Source organism: Bradyrhizobium sp. 199, from assembly GCF_023073355.1.
Lineage (GTDB): Bacteria > Pseudomonadota > Alphaproteobacteria > Rhizobiales > Xanthobacteraceae > Bradyrhizobium.
Genome location: NZ_JADPJI010000005.1, coordinates 174,419 through 200,715, shown reverse-complemented (window position 1 = coordinate 200,715; position 26,297 = coordinate 174,419). Strand labels below are relative to the sequence as shown.

The following is a 26,297-nucleotide window of genomic DNA, read 5'->3' as shown; positions in this document are numbered from 1 at the left end:
TCGAGCTGCCAGAATTCTCGCAACGTTCGCTTTCGTAGGATCGACCGTTTGGCTGCTTGATGCGCGCGCGATGGTCTTAGATCATCGCGCTTCAAACAAGAAGATCTTGACCGATATGGAGCAGTCCATCTGGATGGGTCGGTGATGATGGTGCAACCACGGTGATCTGGGTCACGTTATGGTTGTTGTTGGTCTCGTTGCGCTCGGCGATTGCGTTGGTGTAGTCGGCGATCGCACCAATGTAGTAGGTTCCTGCCGCTAGGTTGCTGGGCAGCGTCAGTGTGATCGCTTGGTGATCGTAGTAGCCCAGCGTTCCGTTGGCCGTCAGGCCCGGAGAGGCGACCGTGGTCAGAAAGGTGTCGGCTGTCGTAATCGTCGCGTCCGTGGAGAAATAGAAGCCGGAGGTCGATGGCGCAGCCGCAGCCTTGCCAAAATTAACCACCCAGAAGTCAACGTGAGTGCTTCCGCCCGGCGCAATCGTCGTGCTGCTCACGCTGTCGAACGACGCGGTCAAATCAGGCTGAGCCGGCGCTGCCGGTGCTGTCACTGTGATCTGCGTAACATTGTGATTATTGTTGGCCTCGTTGCTCTCCGAAATCGCATTATTGTAGTCCGCGATTCCGCCGATGTAATACGTACCGGGCGCCAGACTGGCGGGAAGCGCCAGCGAGACAGTCTGGTGATCGTAATAACCCGGCACCCCGTTTGCCGACAGCCCTGGTGAGGCCACCGTCGTCAGCAGTGCATCTCCAGTCGTGATCGTCGCGTCGGTTGACAGATAAAGGCCCGAGATCGACGCGGCAGAGGCAGCCTTGCCAAAATTCACCACCCAGAAGTCAACGTTTGTGCTTCCGCCGGCAGCAATCGTCGGGCTGCTGACGCTGTCGAACGACGCGGTCAAATCAGGCTTGGCCGGTGCTGCCGGCGCTGGCACTGTGATCTGCGTGACATTGTGATTGTTGTTGGCCTCGTTGCTCTCCGAAATCGCATTATTGTAGTCCGCGATTCCGCCGATGTAATACGTGCCGGGTGCCAGATTGGCGGGAAGCGCCAGCGAGACAGTCTGGTGATCGTAATAGCCCGTCGCCCCGTTCGCCGACAGTCCTGGTGAGGCCACCGTCGTCAGCAGCGCATCTCCAGTCGTGATCGTCACATCCGTCGACAGATAAATGCCTGAGATCGACGCGGCAGCGGCAGCCTTGCCAAAATTCACCAGCCAGAAGTCGACGTTGGTGCTTCCGCCCGGCACAATCGTCGTGCTGCTCACGCTATCAAATGACGCGGTCAAATCAGGCAGAACGGGCTGTACGACAACAGTACTGTCGATAATGCCGTCGGCAAATTTGAAATTTTCTATCCCTGTGACGGTGTCAATGCCATCGGGAGAGCTGCTACGCTGATCGGTGACGATCCACGTGGCTGAATTCGCATCGTAAGTGATGAGATAGCTAGCCCTGCTGCCCGAGTAGACCGCGGTGTCAGTGCCGGCGCCGCCGATGATGGTGTCGTTGCCCGCCCCACCGGTGAACGTGTCGTTGCCGCCGCCGCCGTTCAGCGTGTTGGCGATGGCGTTGCCGATGATCGTGTCGTTGCCGGATCCGCCTATGGCGTTGTCGATGTAGGAGCGTGCGTCGCCGTTGTAGAGATAGGCGTTGTAGACGTTGCCCGAGGCGTAATGGCCGTTGCCAAGATTGGCGAGCTGTACGGAGGAGAACACCGACGAAGCACCGGGATTGAGGTTGATGCTCAGGTTCGTCGTGTAGTTGGAGAGGTCGTAGGTATCGACGCCGCCGCCGTCCCAGACCGTCTCGTAGATGCGGTTGGCCGAGCCGCCGACGCCGCCGCCCGGCGCGAGCTGCCCGACGCCGTTGATAAACTCCTGCCCGGTGGTGGGATTCCAGGTGTAGACGGTGCTGCCGTTCTGGGTCGTGTAGTCCGCGCCGTACATGGTCTGCAGCGCCAGGATATCGTTGGCCATGTAGGTCTGCGAATATCCGTACGCCTCGTTGGTGTAGCCGGACGTTGTCGAAGCGCCGACATAGCTGCGATAGCTCATGACGGTGTATTCGCTGTCGTCATGCGCGCTCGGCACCGCGACGTTGGCGGGGCCGCCGGTCTCCTGGCTGTGCTTGAGGCCGACGGCATGGCCGAGCTCGTGAAGCGCGGTTGTGAAGTAATAATTGCCGAGCTTGGCCAGCGAGAAATTGTATTGAGTGCCGAACCAGACGTCGCCGCCCGGCGCGTAGTTGCCGGGATAATAGGCGTAAGCGGTCGGATTGGCCGCCGGCGACTGCGCGATCATGATGTCGGCGCCGTTAGTACCCGCGTACTGGATGTCCGCGTTGGTGTAGCTGAGGATCAGCCCGATCGCGTAATTGATCGCCGCCTGGATCTGCGTGGGCACCGACGCAAAGCCCGACGTGGTCGGCTCACTGTTGCCGCCGCTGTAGGGATTGGCATAGTCGCTGGGTGCGTCGGGAAAACTGTAGGTGATCGCGCCGGACCATTTGGAGCCCGACAGCAGGCCGTCGATCTCGGCGTTGTTGGTGGCACTGACATTAACAGCGGTGGCCAATGGACTCTCCAGAGCAACGCATCGCGTGCGATTCGAGACGAAAGCACATAATTCTAGCTTGAGAGTTAAACGTTTGGTTTAATTTGGGCAGCGGCGTCCGCGACCCTTCCATAAGACTGTGTTAGCCATCAAATCCCGTAGTCATACGGCTCCGTGCAAGCGCTCTGTTCCCACCGCACCCCGTAATTCGCAGGGGATTCATGAAACCACGCTCACTCCCGGCCGGCTTGTTCGGCGCCCTGATCGCGCTCGCCGGACTGGACCATCAACCCTTCGGAGGACTGCCTGTCATGGTGGAGAAGGCCAAGGCGGACGAGACCGGCAAGGCAGGACGCGCGCCCTCCATGCCGATGGCCCGAGATCCTGCCGTTGCCGTGGCAGAGGAATACGAAGCCGCCCGCCGGAAGGGAACGCGGGAGGCGTTCGAGCTCTTCATTGCGCGCCACGGCGATGCGCCGCTGGCCGAGCAGGCACGCGCGGAGTTGAAGCGCCTCTCGCGCTAATCTCTCAGCCACCACATCAGGCATGGCATTTCGGCAGACGGCATCGGCGCCGGGCCGGCTTGTCGCCTCCTCTTTCGGCATTATGGTAGGCCCCCGATCTGTCCCGGAGCCTTCAAAGATGCCCTTTCCGCATGCCTCGGAAGCCCTGTCGCGCTTCACCGTGCTCGATCTGACCCGCGTCCGTTCCGGGCCGACCTGCGTGCGGCAACTGGCGGACTGGGGGGCGAATGTCATCAAGATCGACGCGCTGACCGAGGACGCCGGCGGCGAGCAGCCGGGCGGCCCCCGGCGGGGTTCCGACTTCCAGAATCTGCATCGCAACAAACGGGCCATGACGCTGAACCTGAAGGACGAGCGGGGGCTCGCCGTGTTCAAGCGCCTCGCCGCGAAGGCCGACGTGGTGGTGGAGAATTTCCGGCCCGACGTGAAGAACAAGCTCGGCATCGACTATGACAGCCTGTGCCAGATCAATCCGCGCATCGTCTATGGCAGCATCTCCGGCTTCGGCCAGGACGGCCCCTATCACAAGCGGCCCGGCTTCGATCAGATCGCGCAAGGCATGGGCGGGCTGATGTCAATCACCGGGGCGCCGGGCGAAGGCCCGATGCGGGTCGGCATTCCCGTTGCCGATCTCACAGCGGGCCTGTTCTGCGCCATGGGCATCCTCACCGCGCTGCTCGAGCGCGAGGTCTCAGGCAAGGGCCAGTGGGTGCAGACCTCGCTGCTCCAGGCCCAGATCTTCATGCTCGACTTCCAGGCGGCGCGCTGGCTGATGGAGAAGGAGGTCGCCAAGCAGGCCGGCAACAACCATCCGACCAGCATCCCGACCGGCGTGTTCAAGACCTCGGACGGCTACATCAACATCGCTACCACCGGTGGACGGATCTGGGAGCGCTGCGCCCAGGCGATCGGCGCACCGGAGCTCTATGCCCATCCCGACTACGCGACGGCTCCTGCGCGCTCCAAGAACCGCGACGCGCTCAACGCCGAGATCCAGAAGCGCATGGTGACGAAATCGACCGAGACCTGGGTCCGCGAGCTCAACGAGGCTGGCGTGCCCTGCGGACCGATCTACGCCATCGACCAGATGTTCGAGGACGCCCAGGTCAAGCATCTCGGTATCGCGCAGGACGTGCCGAACGACGAGGGTCGCCATATCCGCCTGGTCGGCCAGCCCGTGACGCTGTCACGCACGCCGAGCAGGATGGTGGCGCGGCCGCCGGAATTCGGCGAGCAGACCGACGAGGTGCTGAAGGAATTCGGCTTCGGCGCGGACGAGATCGGCAAGCTCAGGGACGCCAAGGTGGTGTGAGCGCCCGGCGTCCGAAATGACAAAGCCCGGCGCGAGGCCGGGCTTTGCTTCTTGTTGACGCCTTTGTTGATCTCAGTGCTCGCTTAGTACTTGGCGACCACCGGGCCACCGAACTGATAATTGACGCCGGCGCGGAGGATGTGGTCGGTGAAGCGAGAGGACGCATTGGCGCTGATCGTGGAGAGCGGCGCGAGCGTGAACGGACCGGACGAAAAGCGTCCGAGATCCATGTAGAGATATTCGAGCTTCGCGCTCCAGTTCTGGGTGATCTTGCCTTCGACGCCCACACCCGCGGTCCAGCCCGCGCGGTTCGTCGAGTTCGAGCCGATGGAGGCGATCGCCACGCCGGCGGGGGTGAAGCCGGTCATGGTGCCGGTGGTCTTGATCTCGCCGAAGGCCAGACCACCGGTGCCGTAGAACAGCACCTTGGGAGTCGCCAGAATGCCGACCCGACCGCGGATCGTGCCGAACCACTGAAGATGCTGATCGATGGTCAGAACCGTGTTGGTTCCGGCGCCGGCCGGAAGGAACGTCAGACCGGGAAGGCAGGGCCCGGCGACCGGGAAGACGGCGCTGCCGGCGCAGACAAACCCGGTGCTGCCCCTCTCGCCCGACCATTGCAGGTCGCCCTCGAGGCCGTAGACCCAGTTGGCGTTCTGCCAGTTGTACCCCGCCTGACCACCGGCAATGGCGCCATTCATGTCGAACGACGCACTGGTGATGGAGCCTGCCGGAGGCGCGACCGCCACGCCGGTCACCGAGTCGAAATAGGAGACGTTGGTGCGCGAACGGCCCCAGCTGTAGCCGGCGTTGGCGCCGACGTAGAAGCCAGTCCAGCTCCAAACGGGATCTGCGATAGGCGCCTTCACATAGGGGCGCGCCGCCAGATCAGCAGCCAGAGCACCCGTCGCGAACAGCGACATCGCCGCCGCCATTCCAATCACGATCCGCTTCATGGGGAACCCCCTCCGCACAATTTTGTGATCCAAAACATACGCCACTGCCTCCCCAAAGGCTGTGCCATGCCTGCAACATCCAGAAACAATCGCGGCGTGTGGCGTTCCGGACCACAACGACATGGCCACGCTTATCATCGAATCCAAAAGATTAAACTTGCTGCGATGGCGCCCTGGTCCGTTGCGTCCACCCGACCCGGGAAAGCATCCGGTCAATCGCCGGCCAGAACAGCAGCACGATCGCCAGCGTGGTGATCGAGCCGACCAGGCCGTTCGACCAGAACACCTTGAGGTCGCCGCCCGAGCCGATCATCGACAGACGAAAGGCATCCTCGGCGCGGTTGCCGAGCACGAGCGCGAGGGTGAACGGCGCCAGCGGAATACCGATCTTCTTGAAGACGTAGCCGACGATGCCGAAGCCGAGCATCAGCCAGATGTCGAACATCGCGTTCTGGATCGCATAGGCGCCGATCGCGCAGGACACCACGATCATCGGCGCCACCGCGGCGAACGGCACGCGCAGGATCGAGGCGAAGATCGGCACCGTGGTCAGCACCAGCACGAGGCCGACGACATTGCCAAGATACATCGAGGCGATCAGGCCCCAGACGAAGTCCTTGTGCTCGACGAACAGCAGCGGCCCCGGATTGAGCCCCCACACCATGAGACCGCCGAGCAGGATCGCGGCGGTGCCCGAGCCGGGAATGCCGAGCGCCAGCATCGGCAGCAGCGCCGCGGTGCCGGAGGCGTGCGCCGCCGTCTCCGGCGCGAACACGCCCTCGATGCGGCCCTTGCCGAAACTTTCCGGATCCTTGGCGAAACGCTTGGCAAGGTTGTAGCCCATGAAGGAGGCCGCGATCGCGCCCCCCGGGGTGATGCCGAGCCAGCAGCCGATGAAGGATGAACGCAGCAGCGTCACCCAGTATTTCGGCAGGTCCTTCCAGACGCCGAGCACCACGCGGAGCGAGATGCTCGCCGCATGTCCGCGCAGCGCCAGCCGCTCCTCCATGGTCAGCAGGATCTCGCTGATGCCGAACAGGCCGATGACGGCGACCAGGAAGTTGATGCCGCGGAGCAGCTCCGGCGAGCCGAAGGTCATGCGCAGATTGCCCGATACCGTATCCATGCCGATGCCGGCGAGCAGCAGCCCCAGTGACATCGAGATGACAGTCTTGTGCTTGGCCTCGCGCCCCAATCCGACGAAGGAGCAGAAGGTGAGCAGATAAACCGCGAAGAACTCCGGTGGGCCGAACTTCAATGCAAAGGACGAGATCGTCGGCGCAAGGAAGGTAATCAGGAGCACCGCGACCAGCGAGCCGATGAAGGAGGACGTGAACGCCGCGGTCAGCGCCTCCGCCGCCCTGCCCTGCTGCGCCATCGGATAACCGTCGAACGTGGTCGCGACGGACCAGGCTTCACCGGGGATGTTGAACAGGATCGAGGTGATGGCACCGCCGAACAGGGCGCCCCAATAGATGCAGGACAGCATCACGATCGCCGAGGTCGGATCCATCGTAAAGGTGAGCGGCAGCAGGATCGCAACGCCATTGGGGCCGCCGAGGCCCGGCAACACGCCGACGAAGATCCCGAGCACCAGCCCGACCATCATCAGCAGGACCGTCTTCCACGTCAGCAGGACGGCGAAGCCGTGAAGCAGGAGACCGAAAGCTTCCATCGCGGATCCGTCCTAGCGTCCGAAAGCCGCTTCGAGCGGCCCTTTCGGCATGATGACGTCGAAGGCGACGTCGAAGGTGACGAACATGATCGCCGTGAACACGAAAGCGGTGAGCAGCGACTTCCACAGCGCAATCTTGCCGACGAGGCGCATGAAGCCAGCGATCAGGAGGAAGCTCGCGACATAAAGGCCGAGGAACTGCATCGCCAGGCAAAACAGCAGCGTCGGCACGAATACCGCCAGCACGCGGCGGGCCTGCGCCCGCGTGACGAAGGTTTCCGACACGGCGCGACGCGCCAGCAGCGCCACGATCAGGCCATAGACACTGCCGCCGCCGAGAATGACGGAGAGATAGAACGGGAAATAGCCGGGTTCGGGCCCGGTCGAATCCCAGGACGCACCGGTGCGCCAATTGTCTAAGCCGAGCGCGACCGCGAGCGCGAGCAACAGCAGACAGACGACGATCTCGACCGTGCCGGAGGACACGACGGAGGGCGAGTCGTCCTCAGGCGCGGTCGGATCGTCGACGACGATTTCTAGATCGGTTTGGGACATGAGCCGTTGGGGACGGAGTGCGTCATTTCTCCCTTTCCCCTCCTGCGGAGAGAGGGAGAATAAAGAAGAGCAGCTACTTCGCGACGAATCCGGCTTCCGTCATCAGCGACTTGTTCTGCGCATCATCCTCCTCGAGGAACTGCACCATGTCCTTGCCCGTGAGGAAGATCGGCTTGAGCGCCTGCTTCTCCATGTACTCCTTGTACTCAGCGGTCTGCGTCACCTTGTGGAACAGATCGACATAGAACGCCTGCTGCTCCGGCGTGACCTTGCCGGGCAGGAACATCGCGCGCAGCATGAGATATTGGACATCGACGCCCTCCTCCTTGCAGGTCGGGATGTCGGCCCAGGACTGCGTCTCCGTCACCTTGGTGGTGTAGGCGATGCGCTCCTTGTCGAACACACAGAGCGGACGCACCTGGCCCGCGCGCCAGACCTCGAGATTTTCGGAGGGATTGTTGACGTTGGCTTCGGTGTGGTTGCCGACCAGCTGGGTCGCGGCCTCGCCGCCGGACTTGTAGGGCAAATAGGAGAACTTCGCGCCGGTCTTCTGCTCGAGGAAGACGGTCAGCACGTGATCCTCGCGCTTGGAGCCGGTGCCGCCCATCTTGAACGGCGCGCTCGCCGCCTTCGCGGCCGCGACGAACTCCTTCACCGTCTTGGGGCCAGCGCTGTTGTCCCAGAGCACGAACTGATCGAGCGCGACCACAGAAACCGGGGTCAGCTCACGCCAGTTGAACGGGATCTTCGCCGACAGCGGCAGCATGTAGATCAGCGAATAAGCGATCAGCACCTTGTTCGGATCGCCCTCGCTGGACTTCATGTACATCAGCGCTTCCGCGCCCGAGGCGCCGCCCTTGAGCGAGACGACCACCGGCTGCTTCATCAGATTGTTCTTCTGGATCGCGGCCTGCATCATCCGCGCCATCTGGTCGGAGGCGCCACCCGCGCCCGCCGCCACCACGATCTCGACCGGCTTTGCCGGCTCCCAAGCCGCAACAGCCGGCGTGCCGCAAAGCGCGGCGGCAAGCGCAATTGCGGCCTTCATTCCATGTCCCACGTGCGTCTTCCCTATGTTCTTGTTTGGATTGGAAATTCAGAGATGAATTCGGCGCCCATTGTGCTGGCGAATTGGATTAAGTTCAAGCCGTCCGTCGTCGTCCCGGTTATGACTTTGGAATAAGGCAAGTCTCGCGCGATTGCGTTACAAGGGAGCCGCCACTTGTCGTGAGGAAGCGGCGGAAAAGAGCAATGGGCTTGATCTGACGCGGAGATCTTCAAATCGCTCCGCCGCTTCGAGTTTGATCGAATTTGCCGAGCCGTTCAGAGTGTAAAGTGATGCCGCAACTGCTCTATATCAACGAGAAATTTGGCCACGACGCGACGATCATCTTGGACAGCGGAGACGCCTGTTGGATCTCTGTCGGCAAGAAGGGCGTCTTGGTACGTGCTCACAAGCACAGCGTTTGGGGCGGATTGCTCGGGAGCCTGTTTGGTCCAAAGCTCTATCGGGAGCGGAATGTCTACCAAGCACTAAGCGTTGCCCAAGCTCTCACGGCAAGGTTTCGGCCAGTTCCACAAATCAGATGTAAGGACGCAATGCTCAAAGCATTCTGCACAGCAGTCTGGCACTGCTCTTCCCCTGCGCGCGTCAAGGCCCTATTGAATGATCCGGGATTGCTCGCGGCGTAACATTGTGCGAACAAAATCGCTTTCACCTCCTTCATCTTTGCTGCTACCCGGCGCTTGCAATTTTCTGATCCAATCATATTCCTGAAATATGAATACGCGTACAAAAGTAAACCTGAACCACGCCCCCGAGCGGAAAAGAACACGCTGGAAAGTGCAGTGGGGAGTACCTGCCCGAGCCGCCGGCGGCACCGCAAGAGCGGCCGCGCTATCAGGTGACGAGCGTAGGGAGATTGCTCGGAAGGCCGCCAGAGCCCGCTGGGCGAGACACTTGCCGCAAGCGACGCATGAAGGCGTCCTTCGATTCGGAACCATCGAGATTGAGGTTGCGGTCCTCGACAACGGGCAGCGCGTGATCACTCAGAGCGGCTTCTTGCTGGGCCTAGGCCGCATTCGCCTACCCAAAGGACGCCAGCCTTACAGGAGCGGCGCCAATCTCCCTGCCTTTTTGACGGTGCAGGGTCTGAAGCCCTTTATTGGCGAAGACCTTGTTAGGATGGCCAACCTTATCGAATTTCGCACCAAGCAGGGCGTTAAGGCGTATGGGTACGCGCCGAACTTCCTCTCCGAGGTATGTGATGTTTTTGCGCGCGCCCAACATGCTGGAGTCCTAAAAGCCACTCAGCACAACATCGCCAGTCGCGCCCAAATTATTGCCGAGCAGTTCGGACGCTCATCCACGATGCGTCTCATAGATCAAGCGACGAGTTATCAAGAAACTCGCGAGACACAGACGCGGCGGAATACTTGTCGTCGCGAAGAATGATCTAATACTCTCTCACATATTCGGTTCTACGGCATCTATCTAGGACGCGGACTCATTAACGCGCAGCCATAGCCTGATTGACGCGAGTTGAACGAATGCGAGGTAGTTGGCGGCGAGCCTATCGTAGCGCGTCGCCACCCGACGACATTGTTTGATCCTGTTGAAGAACCGCTCGGCCTGGTTGCGAGCACGATAGAGATAGGGGCTGAAGCAGATCGGATAGCTGCGATTCCTTTTCGGCGGGATGTTGGCCCACGCGCCCTTCTTCATGGCAAGCTCCCTGATCCAGTCCGCATCATAGCCACGGTCGGCAAGTCGCATTGACCGGGATTTCAGACGAGACAGCAGTTTTCCGGCGAGCCGAACGTCACGGGCCTCACCCGGGCTCAGTGCCAGCCGTACCGGCAGACCATTGCCCTCGACGACCGCATGGATTTTGCTAGTCAAGCCGCCGCGGGACCTTCCCATCGATTGACGCTGGCTCCTTGTGATGCAGGCCCCATGCTGATGCACGTGGACAATGGAGGTGTCGATCATCTGGACAGGGGCATCATGGGCAGTGGCAAGCGCTTCTATGATACGGCCCCAAACACCGGCTCGCCGCCACCTAACGAAGCGGTTGTAGCAAGGGGTGTATGGGCCAAACGCCGTCGGCAGATCACGCCAGGGTGTTCAGGCCCGGTCTGTCGTTCACCCGAGGAACGCCGCGCGACTTGTTCGGCAGCATCGGCTTAATGGCGGTCCATTCATGGTCGGCGAGTTCGTAGCGCATGATTCGAGCCCCCAGTTCGGGAGTTTGAACACGGCAGCCCGGCCAAACGCAACGCTCCTGGCCCGCTCTTGATACGGCGCTTACGGACAGGAGTGGACATAACCCAGTCCTCAATCTCTGCCAAATGCGTCGAAAATGACCCCGAGCGGACATCGCCCCCTGAGCATCAAGGATGACCGTGGGGCTCGCCAATCACCGCCAGCACACCATCGATGAATGCTTGGCATTCAGCGTGAGTCTTAAAAGTCCCCTTGTACTTCCCAAATAGGAAGACAGTTCGACCCTGGCCCTTTCCAAATAGGTATTGGCCAACAGGCCGGCCGCGCTCGTCTTTGAGCTCATGGCTGACAATGGTTTGCACGGTCTTGAGGTCCGTATTGGGCAGGTTGACCTTCAAGTCAGTCTCCCTGGTTCAGCTTCTTAGCGAGGTGATCAGCAGTGACCGAGTGGCGGGATGTGAGGCCACTGCTCATATTGCGGGCAGCTGTGGCGTACAGGTGACACCCGTAGGGCGACTCATGAGCTATACTGCCTCATCAAATACTCGCATTCCATATCTGAAGATTGGGGAAGATAATGAAAAAGCTCGCCATCGCCGCTGCCGCTCTCATCCTCGGCACCGCCGGCGCGTCAGCGGCCGATCTGGCTGCCCGGCCTTACACTAAGGCGCCCGCGCCCGTCGCCGCCGTTTACAACTGGACCGGCTTCTACATCGGTGCGCAGGTCGGTTACGCCTGGGGCGATAACAGCACCCGTGAGTTCACCGACGCAACCGGCCTTCCCACGGGTTTTGTCCAGGGCTTCAACGCTGACGGCGTCGTTGGCGGTGGTCACGTTGGCTACAATTGGCAGTTCGGCCAGTTCGTCTTCGGTCTCGAAGGCGACATCGAAGGCGCCGACGTCAGGGGCGGTTATCGCCTTGGAAACCTCAACGGCACGGATTTCCGGATCGATGCTCAGGCCTCTATCCGCGGCCGCCTCGGCGTCGCTTTCGACAATTCGCTGCTCTACGTGACGGGTGGTGCGGCTTGGGCCGATATGGACCACACCTACGTGCTCGCGAACGCTCTGTTTGAGACCGTCTCCACCACTCGCACCGGCTGGACCGTCGGCGCCGGCTGGGAATACGGTTTCACGCCCAACTGGTCGGCTCGTGTCGAGTATCGCTACACCGACTTCGGCAACTTCCGGAACAACTCAACCGTGGCGTTCCCCGCCTTCTCGTACGAGCATGATCCGGTATTCCACACCGTGCGTGCGGGTGTCAGCTATCGCTTCGGCGGCCCGGTCGTCGCGAAGTACTGATCTGCCAGACCTTTTCAAAATCCAGCAGCTCAAAGCCCCGGCCTCGTCCGGGGCTTTTTGTTGTCTGGTGGTGATAGCTCCTCAGGAGGTCCCGCCCTTGCCTCGCGGCTTTTACACGCTCAGTTATCGGCGGCCGGGAATGCCTCAATGCGCAGGGAAGCCAGCAGCGAAATCGGGACAGGCTAAGCAGTGCACCACGTCAGCTTTTGGCCCATCGCGACACATTGCGCTGCCGCCCGAAGTCGGTCGCTATAGGCGCAAAGCAGACACTGCTTTAGTCGCATCACGCCGCCAGGTTCATGGGTACACGGCCTAGGACTCGACTTGCTAGCGCCTAGCCATAGCTTGATTAGGCGAGCAGGAAAAGCAAGGTAGTCAGCGCTTGAATTATCGTAGCGCGTGGCTATTCGATGATGTTGCTCGTTCCTTTTGGGGAACCATTCAATTCGCATGCCATCGCTATAAGGACTACACATGAGCTTCCTTCAAGGAGTCCTTGTCGTTTTGATCCTAACCGGCGCTGGTACAGCCGTGTTCTCAAAGAGCGTGCCACAGGATCTAAAACCTAAATCGCAATGCCTCGTGAATGCCTCCGAACTGCCCTCGGGAACACCAGAGGTCATGTGTCCAACTCGCAGCTCACCGGGGGGCTTTTGCGTCTGCCCCAGGTTCACTAAGGACGGCGAGGCAGAGGGATACTTTGCTGGGACGGCAAGATAGCCAACTACTTGCCCTTCCAGTTCGGCGTACGCTTGTTGAGGAAGGCGTCCATGCCCTCGCGAAAATCTTCGCTCATATAGGCCTTCAGGATCAGGTCCTCGCCCTCTTCACGCGACAGCGTACGGCGGATGCGGCGCACCGCTTCCTTGGTCGCCTCCAGCGTGAGCGGCGCGTGGCTGGCAACGAGCTTGGCGGTCTCGTCGGCGCGGCGCTGCAGAGTCTCGACGTCGGGCACGACCTCGTTGAGCAGGCCGAGCGCGAGGGCTTCCTGCGCCTCGACGAGGCGCGCCTTGAAAATCAGATCCTTGGTGCGGGCGGGACCGACCAGCGCGACGACGCGGCTGATGTTGGACATCGACAGGCAGTTGCCGAGCGTGCGCGCGATCGGAAAGCCGATCCGCGTCGTCTCGGTGCCGATGCGGAGGTCGCAGCAGGCGGCGATGCCGGCGCCGCCGCCGGTGCAGGCGCCCGCGATCGCCGCGATCACGGGCACGCGGCACTGCTCGAGCGTGCCGAGCACGCGGTCGATCCGCGCCTCGTAGTCGAGCGCGTCCTGCGCTGTCTTGAACGCACGGAACTGGGAAATGTCGGTCCCGGAGGCGAACGCCTTGTCGCCGGCCCCGGTCAGGATCAGCGCCTTGATCGAGCGATCGGCGTTGATCTCCAGGCAGATCTCCGCCATGCGGTCATACATGGCGAAGGTCATTGCGTTGCGCGCCTGCGGGCGGTTGAAGGTGATCCGCGCGATGCCGTCCGTGACGGAGTAGAGCAGGTCTTCGTTGGCGGCTGTCGGTGCGTTCATCGCGCGCTCTCTTCTTCGTTTAGTCGGCTTTAGCCTTGCCCGAGGTTTAAGCGACCTGAGCCTTGGCCATCGGGACCACGTCGCGTCCCTTCAGGACGTCCATGGCCGCCAAGACGCCGCCGCTTCGGTGCGGAATCTTTGCGAGGTCCAGACCCATCTCGACGCCGGCGAGCGTACCCATCAGCATCAGATCGTTGAAATGGCCGATATGGCCGATGCGGAACACCTTGCCCTTGACCTTGTTCAGACCGGTGCCGAGCGACATGTCGAAGTTTTCCAGCACCACCTTGCGGAAGGCGTCGGCGTCGTGTCCATCCGGCACGCGCACGCCAGTCAGCGCCGGCGAGTGCGCAGCCGGGTCGGCGCACTGCGTCTCCAGGCCCCAGACTTTGATCGCGGCGCGCGTCGCCGCGCTGTGGCGCTTGTGGCGGGTCCAGACGTTCTCCAGCCCCTCCTCTTCCAGCATCTTCACCGCTTCGCGCAGGCCGTAGAGCAGGTTGGTGGCGGGCGTATAAGGGAAGGTGCCGAGCTTGTTGAAGTTGATCACCTCCTGCCAGTCCCAGTAGGAGCGCATGCCGGGGTTGGCCTTGGCGACGCTGAGCGCCTTCTCCGAGACGGCGTTGAAGCCGAGACCGGGCGGCAGCATCAGCCCCTTCTGCGAGCCGGCGACCGAGACGTCGATGCCCCAGGCGTCGTGCTCATATTCCATCGAGCCGAGGCCGGAGATGGTGTCCACCATCAGCAGCGCCGGATGCTTGACGCGGTCGAGCAGCTTGCGCACCTCCAGCGGCGGCGTCACGCAACCGGTCGAAGTCTCGTTGTGCACGACGCAGACCGCCTTGATCGCGTGCTGCTTGTCGGCGACCAGGCGCTTCTCGATCTCCACAAGGTCGGCGCCGTGGCGCCAGTCGCTCGGGATGAAGTCGACGTCGAACTTGAACTTGTCGGCGATGCCGCGCCAGAGCACGGCGAACTGGCCGGTCTCGCACATCAGGAGCTTGTCGCCGGGCGAGAACACGTTGACCATCGCCGCTTCCCAGGCGCCGGTGCCGGACGAGGGGAAGATGATCACCGGCTGCGTGGTGCGGAACACCCGCTGCATAGAAGCGAGAACTGCGAAACCGAGTTCGGCGAACTCCGGACCGCGATGGTCCAGCGTCGGCATGTCCATCGCCCGCAGCACCCGGTCGGGCACGTTGGTCGGTCCTGGAATCTGTAGGAAATGCCTTCCACTGTGCACGGTCATCAGCGTCCTTCCCGGTCTTTGAGGCTGTCTTGCCTCTAACGTCGGTTGGCCGAATTGAGAGCTCCGGCGAGCCGCTCGCATATCATTATTCGCCGGGCTTGTCCCTCGCCCGACGAGGTCCGTCAATGCACAAGAAGCAGGGCTCGCTTGCCAAGGGCCCTGACGGGAGGCAAGACGGTGCCGGCGAACAGGCGAGAGCGGATTATGGCGGCGGAAGTGGCTGGAAAATCACCGGAATCGGTCCAAACGGACCGTCTGGCGGCACGGCTGGCCCGGGAAATCACCGGTGACGTCCTGTTCGACCGTTTCAGTCGCGGCCGCTACGCCACCGATGCCTCGTTCTACCAGATCGTGCCATCAGGCGTGGTCGTGCCCAAGACCATGGACGAGGCCCTGCTGGCGCTGGCGATTGCCCGCGACGAGGGACACAAGGTCACCCCGCGCGGCGGCGGCACCTCGCAATGCGGCCAGACCGTCAATGACGGGCTCGTCGTCGATCTCTCCAAGCACCTGAACCGGATCCTGTCGCTCGACGTCGAGGGCCGGACCTGCGTCGTCGAGCCGGGCATCGTGCTCGACGACCTCAACCGCCAGCTCAGGAAGCACGGCCTGTGGTTTCCGGTTGACGTCTCCACCGCGTCGCGCGCCACCATCGGCGGCATGGCCGGCAACAATTCCTGCGGCGGCCGCAGCCTGCGCTACGGCACCATGCGCGACAACACGCTGTCGATGGAGGCGGCGCTCGCCGACGGCACGCTGAGCCGCTTCGGCGAGGTGTCGCGCGATCTCTCAGATCTCGATGCGAACGACAGCGCGCGCGCCCTGTTCCGCGACATGCTCGATCTCGGGATGCGCGAGGCCGACGAGATCGCGGCGCGCTTTCCAAAAGTGCAGCGCCGCGTCGGCGGCTACAATCTCGATGCGCTGGTGCCGCGCAATGTGCGCAACAACATGGCCCATCTCCTGGTCGGCTCCGAGGGCACGTTGGCCTTCACCACCAAGGTCGAGCTGAAGCTGTGGCCGGTGATCCGCAACAAGGCCCTCGGCGTCTGTCATTTCGGCAGCTTCTACGAGGCGATGGACGCGGCCCAGCATCTGGTGAAACTCAAGCCGATCGCGGTCGAGCTGGTCGACCGCACCATGATCGTGCTCGGCCGCGACATCGCGATGTTCCGGCCCATCATCTCTGCTGCGATCAAGGGCGATCCGGACGCCGTGCTGGTGGTCGAGTTCGCCGAAGAGGACCAGGCTGATAATGTGACGCGCCTCAAGCAGCTCGGCGAGCTGATGGGTGATCTCGGCTTCGGTTGGAACAACGACAAGCGCAAATGGGGCGGCGTGGTCGAGATCATTGAGCCGGCGCTGCAGAGCGGCATCGCCGATTTCCGAGCCGCCGGCCTCAACGTCATGATGTCGATGAAGCAGGAGGGCAAGCCGGTCTCCTTCGTCGAGGACTGCGCCGTGCCGCTGCCGCATCTGGCCAACTACACCGCGCGGCTGAACGAGGTGTTCGCCAGGCACGGCACCAGCGGCACGATGTATGCGCATGCGTCCGAGGGCTGCCTGCATGTGCGCCCGGTGCTGAATTTGAAGCTGGAAAAAGACGTCAAGGCGATGCGCGCCATTGCTGAAGAAGCCTTCGCGTTGGTGCGCGAATACAAGGGCTCGCATTCCGGCGAGCATGGCGACGGCCTGGTGCGCTCCGAATTCCACGAGACCATGTTCGGCGAGCGCCTAGTTGCCGACTTCAGGGAGGTGAAGCAGCGCTTCGATCCCGACGGCGTCCTCAACCCCGGCAAGATCGTCGACGCGCCCAAAATGGACGACCGCTCGCTGTTCCGCTTCAAGCCCGACTATCGCGTCGGCGAGCTCAAGACCAAGCTCGACTGGTCCGCATGGCCCGGCGCCGGCGGCGGCTTCCAGGGCGCGATCGAGATGTGCAACAACAACGGTGCCTGCCGCAAGCTCGAGGGCGGCGTGATGTGTCCGTCCTACCGCGCGACGCGCAATGAGAAGGATGTCACGCGAGGGCGAGCGAACACTTTGCGGCTCGCGATCTCTGGCCAACTCGGCGCGGGCGCACTTTCTTCCGACGAGATGATGGACACGCTAAAGCTCTGCGTCTCTTGCAAGGCTTGCCGACATGAGTGCCCGACCGGCGTCGACATGGCCAAGATGAAGATCGAAGTCCTCGCCGCACGCGTCGCCTCCCACGGGCTGACGCTACGCGACCGCCTGGTCGGTTATCTCCCGCGCTATGCCGGCCTCGCCTCGCGCTTCGCGCCACTGGCGAATTTGCGCAACCGCAGCCCACTGCTGCGAAAGCTGTTCGAGCGCTTTGCCGGCATCAGCGCGCGCCGGGCGCTACCCGCCTTCCGCAGCGACGTGTTTGCGCCGCCCGCGGATGCGATTGGTCCGGAGACGGGCCACGAGGTCGTGCTGTTCGCCGATACCTTCAATCGCGTCTATGAGCGCGAAAATCTCGACTCCGCACTGCGGGTGCTGACAGCTGGCGGCTATCGTGTGCATCTGCCCAAGCCATTGGCCGGCAGCCGCCCGCTCTGTTGCGGCCGCACCTTCCTCTCTGCCGGTCTCATCGACGAAGCCAAGGCCGAGCTTGACCGGCTGGTGGCTGCCTTCGCACCCTTTGCCGCGCGCGGCGTGCCGATCGTCGGCCTCGAGCCGAGCTGCCTGCTGACACTGCGCGACGAGCTCGCTTCGCTCCGCAAGGACGATAACGCCGAGGCTGTCGGCACCCACGCCCTCACCTTCGAGGAATTCCTGGTGCGCGAGGCCGGGGCGGGCCGGCTGCAATTGCCGCTCGGCGCCGTCGCCGACAAGGCCATGGTGCACGGCCATTGCCATCAAAAATCCTTCGGCGCCTTCAAGCCGGTCGAGCAGGTGCTGCGATTGATCCCCGGCCTGACCGTCGAGACCATAGACTCGAGCTGCTGCGGCATGGCGGGCGCCTTCGGCTATGGCGCGGACACCTACGATGCCTCGATTGAGATGGCCGAGCTCTCGCTACTACCCGCAGTGCGGCGCGCGGGGCAAAATACGCTCATTGTTGCCGACGGCACCTCATGCCGACACCAGATTCACGACGGCGCCCAGCGCGAAGCGCTTCACGTCGCGCGCGTGCTGGCGATGAGCCTTGACGGCGCCAAGACCAATTCCACCTCCCTCGCTGAAAAGGAAACCAGCCATGGCTGACCTCACCCTCGACACCGCCCGCAAGATCCTCGACGCTGCCTTTGCCAAAGCCGGCGAACTCAAGCTCAAGCCGCTGGTCGTCACCATCCTCGACGCCCGCGGCGTGCTCAAGCTCGCCGCCGCGCAAGACGGCACCAGCCTGATGCGGGCCGAGATCGCGCACGGCAAGGCCTATGGCGCGCTCGCGATGGGCATGGGCTCGCGCGCTTTATTCCAGCGCGCGCAGGAGCAGGCCTATTTCATCGACGCCGTGAACACCATGGCCAAGGGCGCGCTGGTGCCGGTCCCCGGCGGCGTGCTGATCATGGACGGCACGACGCTGCTCGGCGCCGTCGGCGTCTCCGGCGACACCTCCGACAATGACGAGGCCTGCGCACTCGCGGGTATCCAGGCCGCGGGGCTGAAGGCGAATGCGGGGTAAGGGGCTCTAGCCTCAATGGGATGCGAAAGCTTCGTAGGGAGCTCTCGTGCCTCAGGCGCAACCCCCTGGGGTCGCGCGGAGCCTGTCATAGGATGGCGCTTGGCGCGACCCTCGGCGCCATCCGGGACCAGTTCCTATCGCCACAGCTCTTGCTTTTCCGTTGATTTCCATCGGCTTCTGGCCGAGCATCGACCGGCCGATCGCAGAGGGACTGTGCCGTCCGTGAAAGATGCCTCGACAAGCCGTACCGAGTGGAACGACTTGCCGACAGCGGCTGAGCCGCTCGTCACGATCATCATCGTCAATTGCAACTACGGCAGGTTCATCGAGCCGTGCCTGATGTCGGTCGCACGACAGGATTACCCCAACATTGAGTGCATCGTCGTTGATTGCGCATCGAGCGACAATTCACGCGCGGTGATCGAGTCCACGATGGCCGGTCTGCCGTCGTCGCGCTTCCGCGTGCGTCATCGCGACGTCAATGGCGGCCATCTGCCCAACGCGCTCTCGGCGCTCTCTGACGTTCGCGGCGCTTTTCTCGTCTGTCTCGATTCCGACGATCTGCTGTTTCCATCGTTCGTTGCAACCCACCTCGCTGCTCACATGGCGAGCGGCGTTTCCGCCCCGCTGAGCGTAACGGATCAAATCCAGATCGACGCCGAAGGCCAGATGCTGGCGGGGACCTGCCACTGGCATCAGAAATGGCACGAATTGGCGAGCCCAGATCCGACCTCGTCCTGCCGCGCCCGCTACGTCCCGCCTGACTGGAATAGCTGGGCGATGGAGCACTGGATCTGGGGCAGCACCAGTTCGATCATGTTTCAGACGAGGGTGGCCAAGGCCCTGGCGCCGGCGGTGGGCGATCACGACGGCTTCCCGGCGCACGTAGGCATCGACTCCTATTATGCGCGCCTTGCTCACTGCCTCGGCGGCACGCTCCTGATCGACAGAGCCGAAGGCGCCTATCGCAGGCATGGCAGCAATACCTGGAGCAACAACGGCGTGCTCGGCGGCCAGGCGGCAAGCGGCCGCTTCGACAGAGCCGACCTGTTCAATGCAACACTGGCGGTCGCACGTAAGACCTTGGCCGACCGGCGCGACGACATCGCGCAAGAATTCGGCGATCGACGTTGCGCGGCGGCAGAGCGCCAGCTTCGCCACACCGGCGAAATCCCTGGACCCTCGCCGCGCGCGGCCGGACTGGAATTGCAGGCATGAATCAGTTTGTCGCCACACCCGTGCGCCAGCCGGGGACGATCGCCGTCAAATCTCCTCGGGTCTCCGTCGTGATCATCAATCACAATTACGGGGACTTCATCGAGCAATGCATTCGGTCGGTCGCTGCACAGGACTATGACAACATCGAATGTGTAATCGTTGACTGCGCCTCGAGCGACCAATCACGCGCCGCGATCGAGGCGACGCTGGAGCGCCTGAACGGCGGATCGTTCCGGCTGCTCTGCAGGGATACCAATCGCGGCCAGGTGCTGAACGCACTCGACGTTCTCGATGAGATCAAGGGCGTCTTCGTTACTTTTCTCGATGCCGACGACTTTCTCTTTCCAACATTCATATCGACGCATGTCGCCGCCCACCTTAACGATCTCAATTCGGCGGCACTGAGCGTCAGCGATCAGGTGCAGATCGATGCTGCCGGCGAGGTGCTGGCCGGGACCTGTCATTGGCATCAGAAATGGCGCGAATTCGAGCCGGATACCGCCTGGTCGCACCTCGCGCGCGCACGGAGCTGGAATGCCGAATTGCCGTTGCAGATGGAGCCGCTCCGGTTTCGGCTGCACTACGTCCCGGCATGGTGGAGCAGTTGGCTGCTCGATCGATGGATATGGAGCGCGACGAGCGGCCTCATGTTCCGCACCAGCCTGATCCAGGCGCTGGCGCCGACGATGGCTGAGGCTGACGAGGTGCGGATTCAGAGCATCGACAGCTATTACGGCCGCCTCGCCCATTCCGTCGGCGGAACCCTCGTCATCGACGCAGCGCATGGCGCCCATCGCCGCCACGGCAAGAACAATTTCAGCAATCGCGCGATTCTTGGCGGCCAGACACCGAATGCGGTTCGCGATCAAACCGAGCGGTTCCGCATCCTGCGCGGCATAGCCCAGCAAGTACTGGCCAGCCGACACGGTGATCTTGTCGGCATGTTCGGTGGAGAATTGTACTATTCGATCGCCTGGCAGTTGATGTCGAACGAAGAATTCTTCGAATTTGCGGCACAGCATGAGCTCGATCGCGCCGTCTGGGAGAGGACCATTGGCGCAGCCAATATGGCATTGCCGCCAAGCTTGGTCGCGGCTGGATCGCCGACCGCGCTAACTCGATCCGGTCGACTGCGGCGCCGACTCCGACGCTCCGCGCAACGGATTTGGCAATGAGAACTTGCGCGGTTCGGCCGAGCACATCGCGCACGCAGGCTCGTCCTCAAGCATAAAGAATCGATCCAGTTCGTCGTCCGTTGCCGACGGATCGAGTGGCGCGTAGCCAAGATAGGGATCCCACTTCTCCGAGAGGTCGTACTTCGTCTTCTGGAGCCCAAGATAGGCCAGCGGCGCGCATTTCCAGATCTTGCCCTCGAAGAGCTGCTTGCAATGCCGCGCCGGGCAGATCTGCCAGCTCCGCCGCGGATTGCCGTCCTCGAACGGCAACATAGCCGCGCCCGAACCGACGTAACGACGGGTCCATACCCCATGCGACAGCCAGGTGTGCACGACCGTGCCGTGCTCCTTCTGCCACCGCTCAAGCAGATCCATGCTCGGCTGCAACCGCTCCCGATAAGAGCTCGCGTCGTGGTGGACCGACAGCGCGATATCGCAATTGCCTGCAGCCTTCATCCTGATCGGCAGATCCGGATGCCGGGCCAGCAGAAAGCCGTTGGTCACGATGCGGATGCGTGCCTCGGGCCAATGCCGCCTGACCAGCGGCACGAATTCGGACAGGCGCGGATGAACCGTCGGCTCGCCGCCGAGCAGACAGAACTCCTCCATCTCGAGACGATCGCTCCATGCTGCCATCCAGCGATCCGCCTCCACCAGATCGATATTGCCGGCATGGCCATGGTTGGAGTAGTGCGAGCAGCTCTCGCAGGCGAGATTGCAGGCGTGGGTGACGTGCAGTTCGAGCCGGTTCAGGCGACGGAGCTCCCTGCGAGGCGAACCGTTGCCGAACAGCCGGGACAGTTGCGCAAGAAAGCTCACCAAGACCTCACCGCCCGGTCCAGACCGGCTTGCGCTTCTCGCTGAACGCCTTCAGTCCCTCCTTGGCGTCCTCCGTCATCGCCAGCAGCGCGATCTGGCTTTCGGTATAGGCGATGCTCTCGTCGAACGACATCGAGGCGATGGCACGCATGGCGTATTTGCCGCGGCGGATCGCGGTCGGCGACTTGTCGACGATGCGGCCGATCAGCCAGTCGACCTTGGCATCGAGCTCGGCCCTAGGTACGGTGTAATTGAGCAGGCCCGCGCTCAGCGCCGCCTTGGCATCGAACGGCTCACCGGTGAGCGCCCATTCGTTGACGAGGCGCGACGGCGCGATGCTCTGCAACAGGCTCAGCACCTGCATCGGGAACACGCCGACCTTCACCTCCGGCAGGCCGAAGATGACGTGGTCGGCCGCGACCGCCATGTCGGTCATGCAGAGCAGGCCCATCCCGCCCGCCATGCACACGCCGCCGACCCGCGCAATGGCCGGTTTGGTGGCGTTCTGTGACAAACGTAACAGATCGGCATAGTCGACATTTGGTTTGGAATGATCCATTGCGAAAGCCGCGCCGGAATTCTGTAAGTCGGCGCCCGCGCAGAACGCCTTGTCGCCCGCGCCCGTCAGCACGATGACGCGGACGTCCTTGTCGTCATGCGCGTCGCGATAGCCTTTGGTGATGCCGGCGACGACCTCGCCGTTCAGCGCGTTGCGTTTCTCCGGCCGGTTGATGGTGATCCAGAACGCCGGCCCTCGCTTCTCAGTGATGATTGCGGTGGTGTCCGTCATGGTAGGTTCGCTTCCTTGTGTTCCGTTTTGCAGCCATTTGCGGCAGGACGGGCGGCGCGCGCAAGGGCAATCTGCAACGCCCCGTCACCATAGCGTGTGGGCGCAAACTCCCACGGCGATTGAATTAACGGTGACGGCCGCTATCCTGACTGGAGATTTTGATCACCGATGAGCCATTTTATGCGCAACGCAATGATTTTGTTGCTGGCAGGCTTGCTCGTGCTGAGCGCAGGACCTGCAAGCCGCGCAGGCGACGCCGCTAAACTCGCGCTGGTGATCGGCAACGCAAAGTATCCCGACAACGAATTCGTGCTGAACGAGGTCACCAACGATGCCCAGGACCTCGCCGAGGAGTTGGGGCGCGAGGGCTTCGTCGTCGATCGCCAGACCAATCTCACCGCCGACACCATGCGGCAGGTGCTGGACCGCTTCTACGCCCGCATCGAACGCGGCGCGGTGGCGCTGATCTTCTTCGACGGCTTTGCCATCCAGTCCAACCGGCAGAGCTACCTGCTCCCGGTCGACGCACAGATCTGGACCGAACCGGACGTGGCGCGCGACGGCTTCAGCCTCGACACTATCCTCGCCGAAATGAACACGCGCGGCGCCGCGATCAAGATCGCGCTGATCGACGCCTCGCGCCGCAACCCGTTCGAGCGGCGCTTCCGCCGCTACTCGGCGGGCCTTGCGCCGGCGATCGCGCCAAGCAATTCGCTCGTGCTCTACTCCGCGGCGCTGGGCGCGGTTACGGCCGGCGGCAAGACCGATCACGGCCTGTTCGTCGCCGAGCTGCTCCGCGAGATGCGCGCGCCGAACATCAGCGCCGAGCAAGCCCTGACCAACACCAAGAACGGCGTTGTCGCCGCCACCAAGCGCGAGCAGGTGCCATGGCTGTCGTCCTCGCTGACCGCCGAATTCTCGTTCGCAGGCTCGGTGGCGCAGCCGGCCGACAACAAGGCCGGCGACCCGACGAAGCCAGAGCCTCAGAAACCGGAGCCGCAGAAGCCGGTCTGCGAGGCGCCGCAGGCGGAGCCGTCCCCGAGCGCCGACGATCTCGCCAAGGATCCGGTCATCGCCGATCTCAGCCGCAAGATCGCGGCGAACGCCAATGACGTCGCCTCGCGCTACAAGCGCGGTCAGGTCTATGCGATCAAGCGCGCCTACACGCTCGCCATGCAGGATTTCGACCTCGTGATCCGCAGGGATCCCAGGGATGGCGAGGCGCTCAACAACCGCTGCTGGACGCGCGCTGCGACCGGCGATCTTCAGGGCGCGCTCGCCGACTGCAATCTGGCGCTCCAGATCGATCCCGGATTGAACGATGCGCTCGACAGCCGCGGGCTCGTCAACCTCAAGCTCGGCCGGTCCGCCGAGGCGATCAAGGACTATACCGACGCAATCCAGCGCAACCCACGCTCGTCATCGTCGCTGTTCGGCCGCGGCATCGCCAGCCGCAAAAGCGGCGGCGACGGCGCCATTGATATCGCGCAGGCGAAGTCGATGAACCCTGATATCGCGAAGGAGTTCGCAGGCTACGGCGTCACCGAATGCGTGCCGTGAGCTGAAGAGGCTTTCCTGATCCAGACCTTGTTGTCGTGGAACGCGGCCCCGCCGATCGGCGCGACGGCTTCGGCTCCTGTCAGCATGTTGATGCCGCGCCCGCCGATATGGTTCTTGTTGGGATGAACGGACTCCGCGATCAGGACGCCGCGCCGCACGCCCTCGAACAGCGTCGCAACCAGCGTGGTCTCGCCGCGGGTATTGCCGAGCATCACCGCATCGCCGTCGGCGATGTCGAGCGCGGCTGCATCCAGGGGATGGATCATCACGCTCGCTTTGCCCTCGCGCGCCTGCGAGGACGGCGTCTCGTTGAAGGTGGTGTTGAGGAAGCTGCGCGAAGGGCTGGTCGCAAGCCGGAACGGATGGGCCTGGTCGGAGTGCTCGATCACCGCCCAGTGGTCGGGCAGATCAGGCATCTTGTCGAAATCGCCCATGGTCACGCCGAACGGCGGATGCGCCCAGTCTGCCTTGAAATGGAATTTGCCGTCGGCATGGGCAAAGCCATCGAGGAAATGTGAGGTACGGAAGTCCGGCTGCAGGTCGCGCCAGATATCGGCCTCCAAGCCCGCGATGTCTCCGTGATTGCTCAGCTTCAGCGTCGCGTCGATCAATTCGCGCGGCGTCATCTCGAAACCCCGATGCTTGGCACCGAGCCGCGGCGCCAGCCCCTGCAGAACCTCGTGGTTCGAGCGGCATTCGCCGGGCGGATCGATCAGTTTCGGCCCGACCGAGATGTGCTGGTGGCCGCCGCCGTAATAGAGATCGTCGTGCTCCATGAACATGGTCGCCGGCAGCACGATGTCGGCCATCAGAGCCGTCTCGGTCATGAACTGCTCGTGCACCGCGACGAACAGATCCTCGCGCTCAAAGCCCCGCCGGACCAGCGCCTGCTCCGGGGCCACCGTCATCGGATTGGTGTTCTGGATCAGCATCGCCTTGACGGGCCCCTCGCCGCGCAGCGCCTCGGCATCGCCGGTGAGGATGCAGCCGATCTTGGACTGGTCGAGCGCGCGGATGCCCTGGTCGATGGCATCATGGCCCTCGATGATGGATTCGTTGAAATGCCAGAGGGCGTAATTGTTGAAGAAGGCGCCGCCGCCTTCATACTGCCAAGCGCCGGTCACCGCGGGAATGCAGGTCGCGGCATGCATCTGCGTCGCGCCGTTGCGCGAGCGGGTGAAACCGTAGCCGAGCCGGAAGAAGGTCCGCTGGGTCTCGCCGACCGCCTTGGCAAAGGCCTCGATCTCAGCCACCGGCACGCCTGAGATCGCTGACGCCCATTCCGGCGTGCGCGTCTTCAGATGCGCCTCGAGCTCGGCAGGACAATCGGTGTATTTATCCATATAGGCGCGGTCGGCATAGCCGTCACGGAACAGGACGTGCATGACACCACACGCGAACGCGCCGTCGGTGCCGGGCCGCAGGATGATCTTGATATCAGCCTGCTTCATGGTCTCGTTGTCGTAGATGTCGACCGCGGCGATCTTGGCGCCGCGCTCCTTGCGTGCGCGGGAGGCGTGCGTCATCACGTTGACCTGGGTGTTGACGGGGTTGGTGCCCCAGATCACGACGAGGTCGGAGAGCGCCATCTCGCGCGGATCGACGCCGGCGATCTTGCCCGTGCCGATAGCATAGCCGATGCGGGCGACATTGGCGCAGATGGTCTGATAGAAGCGGGAATATTTCTTCACATGCGTGAGGCGGTTGAGGCCGTCCCGCATCACGAGGCCCATCGTGCCGGCATAGTAATAGGGCCAGATCGATTCCGCGCCGAACTCGCGCTCGGCCGCGTTGAAGCGATGCCCGATCTCATCCAGCGCCTCGTCCCAGGAGATCCGCGCGAATTGTCCTGAACCCTTCGGCCCGATGCGACGCATCGGATACATCAGCCGTTCAGGATGATGGATGCGCTCGGCATAACGGGCGACCTTGGCGCAGACGACGCCGGCCGTATAGGTCTGCTTTTTCGAACCACGGACCCGGCCGATGCTGCGTCCCTCGACCACCTCGACATCGAGGGCACAGGCCGACGGGCAATCGTGCGGACAGGTCGAATGGCGGATTTCGATCTTGGCGTGCTGGTTCATGGCCAAATTCGTAACACCAAAATACCTGTCAGCCGAGGGCATTTATCCGGCAACGCCCATGCGATTTGCTCAAGTCGTACGCGCCGCCGGTTCCTGCTGCGACCGCGAAATGCGGTCCAGCCACCGAAAGCCGTCCGG

General features: G+C 62.9%; 20 protein-coding genes and 1 pseudogene. 9 read left to right on the top strand and 12 right to left on the bottom strand.

Annotated elements, in window-relative coordinates; genetic code table 11:
- Positions 1-91: 91 nt before the first annotated feature.
- The gene (locus IVB28_RS09300) at positions 92-2,575 is read right to left on the bottom strand and encodes a CARDB domain-containing protein (protein WP_247525773.1); all 2,484 of its coding nucleotides are present in this window, start codon (positions 2,573-2,575) and stop codon (positions 92-94) included.
- A 200-nt stretch (positions 2,576-2,775) separates the two neighbouring features.
- Here IVB28_RS09300 and IVB28_RS09295 point away from each other — a divergent pair, with 200 nt between their 5' ends.
- Together IVB28_RS09295 and IVB28_RS09290 are read left to right on the top strand one after the other, a co-directional pair.
- Positions 2,776-3,078: a hypothetical protein gene (locus tag IVB28_RS09295; protein ID WP_247525772.1), complete on the top strand. Its 303-nt coding sequence runs from the start codon at positions 2,776-2,778 to the stop codon at positions 3,076-3,078.
- Between the two features lie 118 nt (positions 3,079-3,196).
- Positions 3,197-4,390, top strand: a complete 1,194-nt coding sequence (locus IVB28_RS09290; RefSeq protein ID WP_247525771.1) for a CoA transferase — start codon at positions 3,197-3,199, stop codon at positions 4,388-4,390.
- 83 nt (positions 4,391-4,473) lie between these two features.
- Here IVB28_RS09290 and IVB28_RS09285 read toward each other — a convergent pair whose 3' ends face one another.
- The 4 genes from IVB28_RS09285 to IVB28_RS09270 all read right to left on the bottom strand — a co-directional run bounded on the left by IVB28_RS09285 (position 4,474) and on the right by IVB28_RS09270 (position 8,624).
- Positions 4,474-5,346, bottom strand: coding sequence for an outer membrane protein (locus tag IVB28_RS09285; protein ID WP_247525770.1), 873 nt, complete (start codon positions 5,344-5,346; stop codon positions 4,474-4,476).
- 151 nt (positions 5,347-5,497) lie between these two features.
- Positions 5,498-7,021: a tripartite tricarboxylate transporter permease gene (locus tag IVB28_RS09280; protein WP_247525769.1), complete on the bottom strand. Its 1,524-nt coding sequence runs from the start codon at positions 7,019-7,021 to the stop codon at positions 5,498-5,500.
- A 12-nt stretch (positions 7,022-7,033) separates the two neighbouring features.
- Entirely contained in the window at positions 7,034-7,576 is a 543-nt protein-coding gene (locus IVB28_RS09275) for a tripartite tricarboxylate transporter TctB family protein (protein ID WP_247525768.1), read from the bottom strand.
- Positions 7,577-7,649: 73 nt separating this feature from the next.
- On the bottom strand, positions 7,650-8,624 hold the full coding sequence (locus IVB28_RS09270; RefSeq protein ID WP_247525767.1) for a tripartite tricarboxylate transporter substrate-binding protein: 975 nt from the start codon (positions 8,622-8,624) through the stop codon (positions 7,650-7,652).
- 912 nt (positions 8,625-9,536) lie between these two features.
- Here IVB28_RS09270 and IVB28_RS09265 point away from each other — a divergent pair.
- Positions 9,537-10,031 (top strand): hypothetical protein, encoded by a 495-nt coding sequence (locus tag IVB28_RS09265; RefSeq protein ID WP_247525766.1) that lies wholly within the window; start codon positions 9,537-9,539, stop codon positions 10,029-10,031.
- Positions 10,032-10,070: 39 nt separating this feature from the next.
- Here IVB28_RS09265 and IVB28_RS09260 read toward each other — a convergent pair.
- A pseudogene (locus tag IVB28_RS09260) lies at positions 10,071-10,803 on the bottom strand (IS5 family transposase).
- A 166-nt stretch (positions 10,804-10,969) separates the two neighbouring features.
- Positions 10,970-11,200, bottom strand: a complete 231-nt coding sequence (locus tag IVB28_RS09255; protein ID WP_247525765.1) for a hypothetical protein — start codon at positions 11,198-11,200, stop codon at positions 10,970-10,972.
- 179 nt (positions 11,201-11,379) lie between these two features.
- Between IVB28_RS09255 and IVB28_RS09250 the strand changes: the two genes are divergently transcribed.
- Positions 11,380-12,108: an outer membrane protein gene (locus IVB28_RS09250; protein ID WP_247525764.1), complete on the top strand. Its 729-nt coding sequence runs from the start codon at positions 11,380-11,382 to the stop codon at positions 12,106-12,108.
- Positions 12,109-12,832: 724 nt separating this feature from the next.
- On the opposite strand, the gene IVB28_RS09245 is transcribed toward IVB28_RS09250, so the two are convergent.
- A complete protein-coding gene (locus IVB28_RS09245; RefSeq protein ID WP_247525763.1) occupies positions 12,833-13,630 on the bottom strand; it encodes an enoyl-CoA hydratase/isomerase family protein in 798 nt (265 codons plus the stop codon).
- A gap of 46 nt (positions 13,631-13,676) precedes the next feature.
- Positions 13,677-14,876 (bottom strand): aminotransferase class V-fold PLP-dependent enzyme, encoded by a 1,200-nt coding sequence (locus tag IVB28_RS09240; RefSeq protein ID WP_247525762.1) that lies wholly within the window; start codon positions 14,874-14,876, stop codon positions 13,677-13,679.
- 204 nt (positions 14,877-15,080) lie between these two features.
- Between IVB28_RS09240 and IVB28_RS09235 the strand changes: the two genes are divergently transcribed.
- From IVB28_RS09235 to IVB28_RS09220, 4 genes are all read left to right on the top strand, one after another.
- Positions 15,081-18,089 (top strand): FAD-binding and (Fe-S)-binding domain-containing protein, encoded by a 3,009-nt coding sequence (locus tag IVB28_RS09235; protein WP_247525761.1) that lies wholly within the window; start codon positions 15,081-15,083, stop codon positions 18,087-18,089.
- Positions 18,082-18,510 (top strand): heme-binding protein, encoded by a 429-nt coding sequence (locus IVB28_RS09230; RefSeq protein ID WP_247525760.1) that lies wholly within the window; start codon positions 18,082-18,084, stop codon positions 18,508-18,510. Before IVB28_RS09235 ends, IVB28_RS09230 begins: the two co-directional genes overlap by 8 nt.
- A 99-nt stretch (positions 18,511-18,609) precedes the next feature.
- The gene (locus IVB28_RS09225; protein ID WP_247525759.1) at positions 18,610-19,728 is read left to right on the top strand and encodes a glycosyltransferase; all 1,119 of its coding nucleotides are present in this window, start codon (positions 18,610-18,612) and stop codon (positions 19,726-19,728) included.
- Positions 19,725-20,903 (top strand): glycosyltransferase family A protein, encoded by a 1,179-nt coding sequence (locus IVB28_RS09220; protein ID WP_247525758.1) that lies wholly within the window; start codon positions 19,725-19,727, stop codon positions 20,901-20,903. Before IVB28_RS09225 ends, IVB28_RS09220 begins: the two co-directional genes overlap by 4 nt.
- Here the strand turns inward: IVB28_RS09220 and IVB28_RS09215 are convergent.
- Positions 20,841-21,722, bottom strand: a complete 882-nt coding sequence (locus IVB28_RS09215; protein WP_247525757.1) for a radical SAM protein — start codon at positions 21,720-21,722, stop codon at positions 20,841-20,843. The genes IVB28_RS09220 and IVB28_RS09215 overlap by 63 nt on opposite strands.
- 7 nt (positions 21,723-21,729) lie before the next feature.
- Positions 21,730-22,512 (bottom strand): enoyl-CoA hydratase/isomerase family protein, encoded by a 783-nt coding sequence (locus IVB28_RS09210; protein ID WP_247525756.1) that lies wholly within the window; start codon positions 22,510-22,512, stop codon positions 21,730-21,732.
- A gap of 180 nt (positions 22,513-22,692) precedes the next feature.
- Here IVB28_RS09210 and IVB28_RS09205 point away from each other — a divergent pair, with 180 nt between their 5' ends.
- Positions 22,693-24,072 carry a caspase family protein gene (locus IVB28_RS09205; protein ID WP_247525755.1) on the top strand — a complete coding sequence of 460 codons (1,380 nt, stop codon included), beginning with the start codon at positions 22,693-22,695 and terminating at the stop codon, positions 24,070-24,072.
- On the opposite strand, the gene IVB28_RS09200 is transcribed toward IVB28_RS09205, so the two are convergent.
- Positions 24,045-26,159, bottom strand: a complete 2,115-nt coding sequence (locus IVB28_RS09200) for a molybdopterin oxidoreductase family protein (RefSeq protein ID WP_247525754.1) — start codon at positions 26,157-26,159, stop codon at positions 24,045-24,047. The genes IVB28_RS09205 and IVB28_RS09200 overlap by 28 nt on opposite strands.
- Positions 26,160-26,297: the final 138 nt, after the last annotated feature.